This is a genomic window from Porticoccus sp. (assembly GCF_041592135.1).
In the GTDB taxonomy this organism is placed as follows: domain Bacteria; phylum Pseudomonadota; class Gammaproteobacteria; order Pseudomonadales; family Porticoccaceae; genus Porticoccus.
In genome coordinates this window covers 1-12,133 of the sequence record NZ_JBFHQR010000064.1, presented here as the reverse complement: position 1 = coordinate 12,133, position 12,133 = coordinate 1, and the positions used below count along the sequence as shown (strand labels likewise).

Genomic DNA, 12,133 nt, shown 5'->3' with positions numbered 1-12,133 from the left:
CGCAGATCCTTGTGTGGCGCATCGAGGATGGTCTGGGTGTTGGTGATATCGTGGATGGTGGTGATCGAGCCGTGCTGGATTCCCAACTGCTCATGGATCACCTTGACCACCGGCGCCAGGCAGTTGGTGGTGCAGGAAGCGGCGGTGACAATGGGGTGGCGCGCCTTGTCGTAGAGCTGGTGGTTGACCCCCATGACCACGTTGAGCACCCCTTCCTCCTTGACGGGGGCGGTGACCACCACCCGTTTGACGCCCTGGTCCAGATAGGCCTGCAAGACCTGGCTGGATTTCATCTTGCCGGAGGCCTCGATCACCAGGTCGCAGCCGGACCAGTCGGTTTCCGCGATGGTCTTGTTGCGGCTGCAGCGGATGCGCCGGTCGTCCACCAAAATGTCATCGCCGTCAGCGGACGCCTCGAATTGCCAGCGGCCGTGCACGGAGTCGAAGTTCAGCAGGTGGGCCAGGGTGGCGGCGTCGCCGGCGGGATCATTGAGCTGCACAAATTCCAGCTCATCGCTCTGCCAGGCGGCGCGCAGGGCCAGCCGCCCCATGCGGCCAAACCCGTTGATGCCTACTTTGATGGTCATCGTTATCTGTCCTCGGTGGTAAGTGGATTTGGGTGCGCTGCTCGGGGCAAACCTAGCAGCAGGCTCTGGCCCGTTCGGGGCGCTCCCCCATGCGACAGAGGTTGTGGAGGCTGTCCGCCAGGAAGTCGCCGTTGGCCCGGCTGGCCCCATCGATCACGTCCCTGGCCCAGTCCGGCAGGGACGGGTTGAGCCGGTAGAACACCCACTGTCCCTGGCGCCGGTCCAGCAACAGTTCGCACTGGCGCAGTTGCGCTAGGTGGCGGGAAATTTTCGGTTGGCTCTGCCCCAGCGCCGCGGTGAGTTCGCAGACGCAGAGCTCAGCTTCGCGTTCGATCAGCATCAAGGTTCTCAGGCGGGTTTCATCGGCGAGGCATTTGAAGAATTGAACCGGGTTCATGGCGTGGTCCCGTTGGGCAGTCATCAGTGGCTGATGAGTATATTTGAAAAATCATATATATGGAATATCGAATATTATTGCGATAAGCAGCCGGGGGAGGGCGCTGACGTAGTGAGGTGAGGAGTGGGAGGGGGTTACTGGTCGTCGCCCTGTTTCTGGTCCCTGAGGCGCTCGCGATATTTGATCTTGGTCAGTTCCTGCAGATCGGCGACGCGGTCGGTTTCGTCGACGATTTCCCTGCCCAGCAGGGTTTCCACCGCGTCCTCCAGAGTGACGATGCCGGCGGTCTGGCCAAATTCGTCCTCCACCCGGAACAGGTGGGCCCGGTGTTTGATAAACAGGTCGAGCAGCTGTTGCACCGGCAGTTTTTCCGAAACAGAAAAGATGGGCTTGGCCAATTCCGACAGGGGTATATCCCCTCGACCGGCCCGTTCCGCCTCAAACAGGTCGAGGCGGAAAATTTTTCCGGTAATGTCGTCAATGCCCTGGTCGAACACGGGGATGCGGGTGAATTCCCGGGTGGCGGGCTGGTCGAGCGCCTCCTTGACACTGGTGGACTGGGGCAGCATGTGCGTCACGGTTCGCGGCGTCAGGATTTCCTCGGTTTTGACATCCCGCAGGCGCAGCACGTTGGAGACGTATTCATTCTCCCGGTTCAGCAGCGTGCCGCCTTTCCTGCCCAGGGAGGCGAGGGCGATGATTTCCTCCCGGGTAATCTCGTGGTCGTGGTGGCTGAACAGCTTGGTCAGACGGGTGGCGAGCCACACCAGGGGGTACACCAGACGGGTGAGCGCGGCGATCAGATAGGCGCAGGGAATGGCCAGTCTGCGCCAGTAGGTGGCGCCCAGGGTCTTGGGAATGATTTCCGAGAAATACAGGATGGCCAGGGTCAGGAGTACGGCAATCAGGGTTTCCCAGTGGGCACCGTAGAGCTTGACGGCCTGGGAGCCGACGCCCGCCGCACCCATGGTGTGGGCGAAGGTATTGACAATCAGGATGGCGGAAATGGATTCGTCCAGTTGTTCCCTGACCCTGGACAGCATCTTGCCGGATACGGGGTTGGCCGATTGCGTCTGTTCCACAAACATCGGTGTGACGGACAGCAGCACGGCTTCCAGAACCGAACAGAGAAAGGAGATGCCGATGGCGATAGCCAGATAGATCAGCAGCGAGGTCATGATGAAACTGTAGTGGGCAATTCGGTACTTATGAAGAGAAAATTGTAGCCCCTATGACTGCTGCCATGGCCGCAGTTGGCGCAGATATTTGTCGCTGGAAGGGAGGACGCGGGCAAAAAGGCCGTTGGCTTCTGTGTTAGAATTGAAACAGGTATTAGTCAGTCAGTCCCCACCTATGAGTCAGTCAAGCAAGCTCCATATCGCCAATGAATCCGACCACCGCCAGATTGTCGAAAATTACCTCAACCAGATGCACGATGAGCCCCGTTATACCCCGGAGGAAGAGGCTTATTACCGCGACCGGATCAAGCGGCTGCTGGTGGAGAAAAATGCCGTCATCGTCGCCCACTACTACACCGATGCGGTGATCCAGCAGTTGGCCGAGGAAACCGGCGGCATTGTCTCGGATTCCCTGGAAATGGCGCGATTCGGCAGCACCCATCCCGCCTCAACCCTGGTGGTGGCGGGGGTCAAGTTTATGGGAGAAACGGCGAAGATCCTGACACCGGAAAAAACTGTGCTGATGCCGACCCTGGAGGCGACCTGCTCCCTGGATATCGGCTGCCCGGCCGAGGATTTCACGGCGTTTTGCGACCAGCACCCGGACCGCACCGTGGTGGTGTACGCCAACACCTCGGCGGCGGTAAAGGCCCGCGCCGACTGGGTGGTGACCTCCAGTATCGCCCTGGACGTGGTGGACTACCTGGACAGCCGCGGCGAAAAGATTCTCTGGGCCCCGGACAAATACCTGGGCAGCTATGTGCAGAAGAAAACCGGCGCCGACATGCTGCTGTGGGACGGCAGCTGTATTGTCCACGAGGAGTTCAAATCCCGCGGCGTCGCCAGTCTCAAGAAGCTGTACCCGGATGCGGCCATTCTGGTGCATCCCGAGTCCCCGGAGGCAATGGTGGAGATCGCCGATGCGGTGGGTTCCACATCCCAGTTAATCAAGGCCGCCCAGACCCTGCCCAACAAGCAGATGATCGTCGCCACCGACAGCGGCATCTTCTACAAGATGCAGCAGGCGGCGCCGGACAAGGAGCTGATTATCGCGCCCACCGCCGGTGAGGGAGCCACCTGCCGGAGCTGCGCCCACTGCCCGTGGATGGCAATGAACCATCTGCAGAACTTGATGGCGTCACTCGAACAGGGCAGTAATGAGATCCATGTGGACCCGGAAGTCGGCAAGCAGGCGATGCGGTCACTGCAACGGATGCTGGATTTCCGCGAGCAGCAACTGGCGGCGGAACCGCGCTAGGGCCTGTTCGCCCCGGTTTGGATGCCCCGGCGGCTGCCGGGGTGTTGTCAGAAGTTTTCCATTTTCTTTTCAAGGTCTGCCAGGTCGCGCAGTTGCTGGTCGATGATGGCTACTTCCTTGTAGTCGTTGATCAGCAGCTTGCGGGCGTAGCCAAACTGTTCCCGCGCCTTGTCAAACACCCCGTTGAGCAGGTAATACTGGGCGCGAGCCTTGTGGACGCCGGCGATGTTTCCCGCCAGGCCGCTGACCTCCGCCAGCTGGAACCAGACGTAGGACGTATCCGGGTGATCCAGGGTGAGGGCGCGCAACAGCTGTTCCGATTCGGTATAGCGGTTGGCTTTCAGGTAGGTTTCCGCCAGCGACATCCGCAACGGGTAGCTGTTGGCATGAGTGCGCAGCAACTGCTGGCTTTTTTCGATGGCATTAACAAATTGCCCTTGTTGGCGATCGAGGCTGATGTCCTCCAGCTGATAGGTCAGGCGATTTGGTGATTCCTTGAGTAGCAGGGCCAGACCTTCGCGCGCTTTCCGGTATTCGCCCAGCTCGGCATGGGCCAGAACCGTACCGTAACGGGCGGCTTCCCGGTTCAGGGTGTCGCCATTCAGCTCGCTCTGAAAGCGGTCCAGTGACTTGGCCGGGCTGCCGTCAATGGCGATCATTGCCCGCGCCCGCATCAGGTGGTACTCGACATTGTCCGGGTAGTGTTTGATCGGGTATTGGGCGATGCGGCTGTTGGCATCGGCCACGCGGCTTTCGGTGAGCGGGTGAGTGAGCAGGAATTCCGGCGGTTTGCTGCCGGTATAGCGCGTGGCCCGCAGCATTTCCTCAAACATGGCGCCCACGGCGCTGGGGTCCATGTCGGCGGCATAGATCGTCTCTATGCCGAGGCGATCCGCCTCCTGCTCATTCTGGCGACTGTAACGGAGGGAGTTCTGCAGGCTGGCGGCCTGGGTGGCCGTCATGGCGGCCATGCCCGCATCGCCGCCCACGGTGGCGGCCAGCACCAGGCTGGCCAGCATCCCCGCCATGGTGGTGGTAGCGTTTTTGCGCTGCTCGGCGACGCGCCGGGCAAAGTGCCGTTGGCTCAAGTGCGCCAATTCGTGAGCCAGGACGGAAGCCAGCTGGTGTTCCGATTTGGCGTAGCGAAACAGTCCCAGGTGCACGCCAATAATGCCCCCGGGCACCGCAAAGGCGTTCATGGTGGGGTTGTTGATGGCCACCAGGGACAGCCGGTGATCCTGCAGCTGGCTGTAGGCGGACAGCTTGAGCAGCAGTTCCTCCAGGTAGCTGTGCAGTTGCGGATCGTCGTATTCCGGAATGCGGCTGCGATAGGCGCGCAACCAGGCCTGGCCCAGCTCATATTCCTGCTGTTGCGAGATGACCGCGGAGGAGGTGTCCCCCAGCGAGGGCAGTTCAATATTGTTTGCCTGTGTGGTGGCGGCCAGCAGGGTGGAGAGCAGGGCCGCGCTAACTAACTGGGTGAGATATCTGATGAACACAGGGTAAAAATCCGTAGGTTTGCCGGAATAGCATGATTTGTGGGGATGGTAACGTATCTCTATGACCAAATTCATGGGCATTCGTGCTATTGGCGCAGAAAAACGTTCCCGCGTTGAAAACGTTGACCCCTGGTCCTTGATGCATACCGGGGGATTACGTAATCTGCCTCTTCATTCAGGTGTCTGTCATTTGTCGGGGTGTGGCTATGTGGAAAGTGCTCGGAAGCTGGGTCAACCGCTACTTCGGCGAGGAGGAGGCGGTATTGCTGGCCTTCATGCTGGCGGTGGCGCTGGTGGTCATGGTGACCATGGGTTCGATCCTGGCGCCTTTCCTGGCGGCGATTATTTTCGCATTTCTGCTACAGGGCGGGGTCAACCGGCTGGTGAAATGGAGGGTCCCCCGGTTGTTGGCGGTCACCCTGATGTTCCTGATGTTCGTGGGCATATTCCTGGCGATCCTGGTGGTATTGCTGCCGCTGATCGGTCGCCAGGCCGCCAACCTGGCGGGGGAACTCCCCGCCATGGTGAAGCACTGGCAGGGCGTATTGATGCTGTTGCCGGAAAAGTACCCGCATATTATTTCCGAAGCCCAGCTCAAGGATATCCTCAGCCAGGCTTCGCGGGAGGTGGCGGGCATGGCGGAGCGGCTGGTGAGTTTTTCCTTCAGTACCTTCCCCAGTATCGTGGTGATGATGGTGTACCTGGTGCTGGTACCGCTGCTGGTGTTTTTCATGCTCAAGGACAAGGATGAGCTGCTGGGTCTGATGGCCTCGCTGTTGCCCCGGGAGCGTCCGGTGATGTGGCGTATCTGGCACGAGATGAACCTGCAGATGGCCAACTATGTGCGCGGCAAGGCGATTGAAATCCTGGTGGTGGGGGTGGTCAGTTATGTGACGTTCCTGATCCTGGGGCTGCAGTACGCCGCGTTGCTGGGGCTGCTGGTGGGGTTGTCGGTGGTGATCCCCTATATCGGTGCCGTGGTGGTGACCTTCCCGGTGACGGTGGTGGCGTTTTTCCAGTGGGGCTGGGGCGGCGACCTGTTCTGGCTGGTGATGATCTACGGCATCATCCAGGGCCTGGATGGCAACGTGCTGGTGCCGCTGCTGTTTTCCGAAGCGGTGAATCTCCACCCCATCGCCATCATCCTCGCCGTGCTGGTGTTTGGCGGTCTCTGGGGCTTCTGGGGAGTATTCTTCGCCATTCCCCTGGCGACCCTGGTCAAGGCGCTTTATAACGCCTGGCCGCGAACTGATGACCGCGCGCCACTGTCCGAGTAACGCTCGCTTTAAACAGTTTTACCCAATAAGACGGATTGCCATGAAAAGAATTGCTATTGCCTTTGTTTGTTTGCTGTTTGTTGTTCCCGCCTTGAGCGATGTGCTGGCGCCCCGAGAGGACATTGCGCGCAGTGAAAGCGACACCTCCGCCTACCGCTATCTGGTGTTGCCCAATCAGTTGCAGGTGCTGCTGGTCTCCGACCAGCAAGCGGATAAGGCGGCCGCTGCCCTGGATGTGTTTGTCGGGAGTTCGAGTGACCCCGGGGAGCGGCAGGGGTTGGCCCACTTCCTGGAACACATGTTGTTCCTCGGCACCGACAAATTCCCGGAGCCAGACGAGTACCAGGCGTTTATCAGTGAGCATGGCGGCCAGCACAACGCCTATACCGCCTTTGAGCACACCAATTATTTTTTCGATATCAATCCCGCTGATCTGGAGGCGTCGCTGGAGCGTTTCTCGCGTTTTTTTGTGGCGCCGCTGTTTAACGCTGAATACGTGGAACGGGAGAAAAACGCGGTGCACTCCGAGTACAAGGCGCGCATTAAAAATGATTACCGCCGCCAGATGGATGTGTTCAGCCAGGTGGTAAATCCGGAGCACCCGGCCGCCAAGTTCAGTGTCGGGAACCTGGATACCCTGGCCGATCGTGACGGCAAGTTGCGGGAGGACCTGCTGGCTTTCTATCGGGCCCATTACTCGGCCAATCGCATGGCACTGGTCGTGCTCGCGCCGTCGCCCCTGGATCAACTGGAAAGTATGGTCAGGCAGCGCTTCGAGGAAGTGCCCAACTTTGACAGCGCGAAACCGGTGCATGGCAAGCCGTTGTTTCAAACCGGTGCATTGCCGTCGCTGGTGACCATGCAGCCGGTTCGCGAACTGCGCGAACTCTCCCTGTCTTTCCCGATGCCCGCTGTGGCGGATTATGATCGGGAAAAACCGCTCGGTTACCTCGGCAACCTGATCGGTCACGAGGGCCGGGGCAGCCTGCTGGGGGTGTTGAAATCCCTGGGCTGGGCGGAGAGCCTGCGCGCCGGTGAAGGCCTTTCCGACCTCAGCGGCAGCAGCTTTGATATCACCATCGGCCTGACCCCCGGCGGATATGAGCACTGGCAGCAGGTGCTCGCCCTGGTCTACAAAGAGATCGACCTGGTTGCCCGCAAGGGCGTGGCCCGCTGGCGGTTCGAAGAGCAGGGCGCCCTGGCCGATCAGCAGTTCCGTTATATGGAGCTGAAGGATCCGGTCAGTCGCGTCAGTGCCCTGGCGACCAATCTGCAGGAATACCCCTATGCCGACGTCATCCGCGGGCCCTATCGCATGGATCATTACGACGAGGCCCTGTTGAACAGCGTGCTCGGTTACCTGCGGCCGGACAACGCCATGGTGATGTTGATGGCGCCGGAGGTGAAGACGGATCGGGAAACCGAAAAATACCAGGTGCCCTACGGGGTGTCGCCGTTGCCGGCAATTTCCGCGGATGTCGCCGATGCCGAACCGCTGTCCCTGCCGGAGGCAAACCCCTATGTGCCGCACAATTTTGCACTGAAGTATCCGCAAAAGGCGGCCGAACCCGCCAGGCCTGCCCTGCTGGCGGATCGTCCCGGATACCGGCTCTGGCACTATGGCGACAGCTTCTTTCAAGTGCCGAAGGCCCAGTTGTACATCGCCCTCAAGACACCCCGGGTCAGCGGGGTTCGCGAGGCCGCCATGACCGACCTGTATGTGCGGGCGGTGGAGGAGACCCTCAACGAAACCAGTTACGAGGCGGCCCTGGCGGGACTGCGCTATGGCGTCAACCGCCGCGCCGACGGTGTGGGGCTGCTGTTTAGTGGTTTCGACGACAAGTTGCCGTTGTTGGTCGAGACCGTGACGGCAGGACTGCTGAAACCGGATACCTCGGACGCGCTGATCGAACGGCTGCGGCAGGAGTTGATCCGCCGCTGGCGCAACAGCGACAAGGACACCCCCTATCTGCAGTTGATGCGGGAAACCGGTTACCTGCTGGACGTGAACGCCTGGCAGCCCGCCAGATTGGCCGATGCCCTGGAATCCTTTGATATAGAGAGTTTTCGCCAGTTTGTGGGGCAGTTCTACCAGGGGGCGTCGATGGAAATGCTGGCCAGTGGCAACCTGGCTGCTGATGACGTGAACGCACTGGCCGCGACAACCGTCGAGCGGCTGGTCGCGGAGCAACCGCTTGCCTGGGCGGAGCGGGGCATCACCCAGGTGCTGCCCGGCGAGAAAATTCAGGTGCCGATGGCCATTGAGCACCGGGATGCAGGCCTCCTTCGCTACTACCAGGGTCGCAGTGATTCCGTCGACGAGACAGCCCGTTACCTGTTTTTGCGGCAGATCATCAAGGCGCCTTTCTTCCATGAACTGCGCACCCAGCAGCAGCTGGGCTATGTGGTGGCCGCGGTGGATCAAGGGCTCGACCGGGTACCGGGTTTCGGGTTATTGGTGCAGTCACCGGTCGCCCCTGTGAGCAAGCTCGAGGGAGCCATTGAGACGTTTTTGGCGGACTTCGACAAGGTGATGGATGCCATGACCGACGAGGAGTTTGAGCGCCACCGCGCCGCCCTTCTGACGGGGCTGAAGGAAAAGCCGAAGAGCCTGGCAGAGCAGTCCGCCCGCTACTGGGGCAGCATCGATCTGCGGGATTACGATTTCAGTCGGCGCCAGCAGTTGATTGCCGCGGTTGAGCGGATGGGGCTGCCCGACATGCGGACCACCTACCGTGAGGTGATGCGCGATGCCGGCTATTCAATACAGCTGGACAGCACCCAGGGCAGCTTCATGTCGGGACTGGGTTTTGATGGAAAACGAAAAATATATCGGCTCCCACCAAAAAATATGTAATAAAACTATCTTTTGTGTAAATGAAAAAAACGCATATATTACATATAGATAGTTTGTTAATTTGGGGCTTTCAACGGATTCCCGTTCGGGTAAATTCGCAGTTGAAAGCCCTTTTTTATGTAGTTATACTACATTCCATCGGAACGCCAAAAAACCGCAAATTCGTTAAGCGGGGATGATCTATAGTGATAGGGGTCGATTCCCGTTACCAAGATAACTACAGAATAGAAAGGTACTGGACATGCACGAAGATATGGATCCTATCGAGACCCAGGAGTGGCTCGAATCACTGGATTCTGTATTAAAATACCAGGGGCCGGAACGGGCGGCTTACCTGTTGCAAAAACTGCTGGCCCGGGCCACCGCCACGGGTGTCGGTATGCCCTCGGCGATTACTACCCCGTACCGCAATACCATCCCCGTCACCCGTGAAAAACGCATGCCCGGCGACCTGTTCATGGAGCGGCGCATCCGCTCGATGATCCGCTGGAATGCGCTGGCGATGGTGATGCGGGCCAACAAGAATCCCGAGGAGGGCATCGGTGGCCACATCGCTTCCTTTGCCTCTTCCGCCACCCTCTACGATATCGGTTTCAACTATTTCTTCCGCGGCAACGAGGGTGAAGAGCTGGGCGACCTGATCTATTTCCAGGGGCACAGTGCGCCGGGTATTTATGCGCGCTCCTACCTGGAGGGCCGCTTTGACGAAGAGGCGCTGGACAATTACCGCCGGGAGGTGGATGGCAAGGGGTTGTCCTCCTATCCCCACCCCTGGCTGATGCCGGATTACTGGCAGTTCCCGACGGTGTCCATGGGTCTCGGTCCGCTGCAGGCCATCTACCAGGCCCACGTGATGCGCTACCTGTCCGCCCGCGGACTGGCGCCCCGGGGTGATCGCAAGGTGTGGGCTTTCCTCGGCGACGGTGAGTGCGACGAGCCGGAAACCCTGGGGGCCATTTCGCTGGCCGGCCGGGAAGAGCTGGAAAACCTGGTGTTCGTGGTCAACTGCAACCTGCAGCGACTGGATGGCCCGGTGCGAGGCAACGGCAAAATCATTCAGGAACTGGAGGGCGTGTTCCGCGGTGCCGGCTGGAATGTTATCAAGGTGGTCTGGGGTCGCCATTGGGACCCGCTGTTCGAAAAGGACGAGACGGGCCTGATGCAGAAACGCATGGATGAAGCCTGCGACGGCGACTACCAGAATTACAAACACAATGGCGGCGCCTACACCCGCGAGCACTTCTTTGGTGCTTATCCCGAATTGAAGGAAATGGTGGCCCACCTCAGCGACCGGGACATCATGTACCTGAACCGCGGCGGCCACGATCCCTACAAGGTCTACGCCGCCTACGCGGAAGCCATGGCCCACAAGGGGCAGCCGACAGTCATTCTGGCGAAAACCGTGAAGGGTTACGGTATGGGAATCGGCGCCGGTGAGGCCGCCAACGACACCCACTCCATCAAGAAACTGGATTTCGAGGGCCTCAAGCATTTCCGCGACCGCTTCGGCATCCCCATTCCGGACGATGAGCTGGAAAAAGTGCCCTATTACCGTCCGCCGGAAGACAGCCCGGAAATGGTCTACATGAAAAAGCGCCGCGCTTCCCTGGGTGGGCCGGTGCCGAGCCGTCGCCCCGATTTCGAGGCGTTGCAGGTTCCGTCCCTGGATGGGTTCAGCAAACTGCTGGAAAGCAGTGGCGAACGCAAGATTTCCACCACCATGGCCTTTGTGCGCATGCTCGGCTCGCTGGTGAAAGACAAGGATATCGGTGAGCGGGTGGTGCCCATCGTGCCCGATGAGGCCCGCACCTTCGGCATGGAGGGCATGTTCCGCCAGCTGGGTATCTATTCCTCGGCGGGGCAGAAATACGTGCCCCAGGATCGCGACCAGATCATGTACTACAAGGAAGACAAGCGCGGCCAGATCCTTGAAGAAGGCATCAACGAAGCCGGTGCCATGTCCGCCTGGATGGCGCTGGCCACCGCCTACAGCAATTACGATTGCCCGATGATCCCGGTCTATGTGTACTACTCAATGTTCGGCTTCCAGCGCATCGGCGACTTCGCCTGGGCGGCGGGTGATATGCAGGCCCGCGGCTTCCTGATCGGCGCCACTTCCGGACGCACCACCCTGAACGGCGAGGGTTTGCAGCACCAGGATGGTCACAGCCACCTGCTGGCCAACACCATTCCCAATTGCCGCACCTACGATCCCGCCTACGGCTACGAAGTGGTGGTGATCATGCAGGACGGCCTGCGGGCGATGTACCAGGACAAGGAAAACTGTTTCTACTACATCACCACCATGAACGAAAACTACCTGCAGCCGGCCATGCCAGAGGGTGTCGAGGCAGGCATTATCAAGGGCATGTATCTGTTTGCGGCGGGCGCCGAGTCCAAACTCAAGGTCCAGTTGATGGGTGCCGGCGCCATTCTCAACGAAGTGCGTGCGGCGGCGGACATTCTCCGCGAGCAGTTTGGCGTGGCGGCCGATATCTGGAGCCTGACCAGCGTCAACCAGTTGGCCCGTGAGGGACAGTCCGCCCAGCGCTGGAACCTGCTGCACCCGGAGGCGGAAGCCAAGGTGCCCTATATCACCGAACAGTTGGCTGATCGCCAGGGGCCGGTGGTGGTGGCGACGGACTACATGAAGAGCTATACCGAACAACTGCGCGCCTTTATCCCGGCCCACTACCATGTGTTGGGTACCGACGGCTTTGGCCGCAGCGACAGCCGCGAGAAACTGCGCCACTTCTTTGAGGTGAATCGCTATTTCGTGGCCGTTGCCGCCCTGAAGGCCCTGGCCGACGAGGGGCAGATCGAGAAAGCGCTGGTCGCCAAGGCGATCGCGGACTTCGGTCTGGACCCCGACAAAGCCAACCCCCTGAGCTGCTGATAACGAGAAGAGACACAGAGACAGTGACTGCCGAAACCATTCTAGTACCCGACCTCGGCGGAGCCGAGACCGTAGAAGTGATCGAGCTGTGTGTGGCGCCGGGCGACCGGGTCGAGCTGGAACAATCCCTGATTGTGCTGGAGTCAGACAAGGCCACCATGGACGTGCCCAGCACCCGGGCGGG

The 12,133-nt window shown here is 60.0% G+C and carries 9 protein-coding genes; 5 read left to right on the top strand and 4 right to left on the bottom strand.

Annotated elements, in window-relative coordinates; translation table 11 throughout:
• From ABY948_RS07340 to ABY948_RS07330, 3 genes are all read right to left on the bottom strand, one after another.
• Positions 1-587: glyceraldehyde 3-phosphate dehydrogenase NAD-binding domain-containing protein (locus ABY948_RS07340; protein ID WP_461481872.1), on the bottom strand; the 587-nt coding region annotated here is incomplete at its 3' end.
• Positions 588-639: 52 nt separating this feature from the next.
• On the bottom strand, positions 640-984 hold the full coding sequence (locus tag ABY948_RS07335) for a metalloregulator ArsR/SmtB family transcription factor (protein ID WP_461481874.1): 345 nt from the start codon (positions 982-984) through the stop codon (positions 640-642).
• Between the two features lie 134 nt (positions 985-1,118).
• Positions 1,119-2,162, bottom strand: a complete 1,044-nt coding sequence (locus ABY948_RS07330) for a CNNM domain-containing protein (RefSeq protein ID WP_461481871.1) — start codon at positions 2,160-2,162, stop codon at positions 1,119-1,121.
• Between the two features lie 175 nt (positions 2,163-2,337).
• Here ABY948_RS07330 and nadA point away from each other — a divergent pair, with 175 nt between their 5' ends.
• Positions 2,338-3,420, top strand: a complete 1,083-nt coding sequence (gene nadA / locus ABY948_RS07325; RefSeq protein WP_461481870.1) for a quinolinate synthase NadA — start codon at positions 2,338-2,340, stop codon at positions 3,418-3,420.
• A 47-nt stretch (positions 3,421-3,467) separates the two neighbouring features.
• On the opposite strand, the gene ABY948_RS07320 is transcribed toward nadA, so the two are convergent.
• A complete protein-coding gene (locus ABY948_RS07320; RefSeq protein ID WP_461481869.1) occupies positions 3,468-4,919 on the bottom strand; it encodes a M48 family metalloprotease in 1,452 nt (483 codons plus the stop codon).
• Positions 4,920-5,125: 206 nt separating this feature from the next.
• On the opposite strand from ABY948_RS07320, the gene ABY948_RS07315 reads away from it, so the two are divergent.
• The 4 genes from ABY948_RS07315 to ABY948_RS07300 form a co-directional block, all read left to right on the top strand.
• Positions 5,126-6,196: an AI-2E family transporter gene (locus ABY948_RS07315; RefSeq protein ID WP_461481868.1), complete on the top strand. Its 1,071-nt coding sequence runs from the start codon at positions 5,126-5,128 to the stop codon at positions 6,194-6,196.
• Positions 6,197-6,236: 40 nt separating this feature from the next.
• Positions 6,237-9,053, top strand: a complete 2,817-nt coding sequence (locus ABY948_RS07310) for an insulinase family protein (RefSeq protein ID WP_461481867.1) — start codon at positions 6,237-6,239, stop codon at positions 9,051-9,053.
• A gap of 241 nt (positions 9,054-9,294) precedes the next feature.
• The gene (aceE, locus tag ABY948_RS07305) at positions 9,295-11,949 is read left to right on the top strand and encodes a pyruvate dehydrogenase (acetyl-transferring), homodimeric type (RefSeq protein ID WP_461481866.1); all 2,655 of its coding nucleotides are present in this window, start codon (positions 9,295-9,297) and stop codon (positions 11,947-11,949) included.
• A 23-nt stretch (positions 11,950-11,972) separates the two neighbouring features.
• The coding region (locus ABY948_RS07300; RefSeq protein ID WP_461481873.1) for a biotin/lipoyl-containing protein at positions 11,973-12,133 on the top strand (161 nt) is incomplete at its 3' end.

Excerpts from the sequence above, each read along its gene's own strand:
- ABY948_RS07335 (WP_461481874.1), bottom strand. The coding sequence starts at position 984 with ATGAACCCGGTTCAATTCTTCAAATGCCTCGCCGATGAAACCCGCCTG.
- ABY948_RS07330 (WP_461481871.1), bottom strand. The coding sequence starts at position 2,162 with ATGACCTCGCTGCTGATCTATCTGGCTATCGCCATCGGCATCTCCTTT.
- nadA (WP_461481870.1), top strand. The coding sequence starts at position 2,338 with ATGAGTCAGTCAAGCAAGCTCCATATCGCCAATGAATCCGACCACCGC.
- ABY948_RS07315 (WP_461481868.1), top strand. The coding sequence starts at position 5,126 with ATGTGGAAAGTGCTCGGAAGCTGGGTCAACCGCTACTTCGGCGAGGAG.
- ABY948_RS07310 (WP_461481867.1), top strand. The coding sequence starts at position 6,237 with ATGAAAAGAATTGCTATTGCCTTTGTTTGTTTGCTGTTTGTTGTTCCC.
- aceE (WP_461481866.1), top strand. The coding sequence starts at position 9,295 with ATGCACGAAGATATGGATCCTATCGAGACCCAGGAGTGGCTCGAATCA.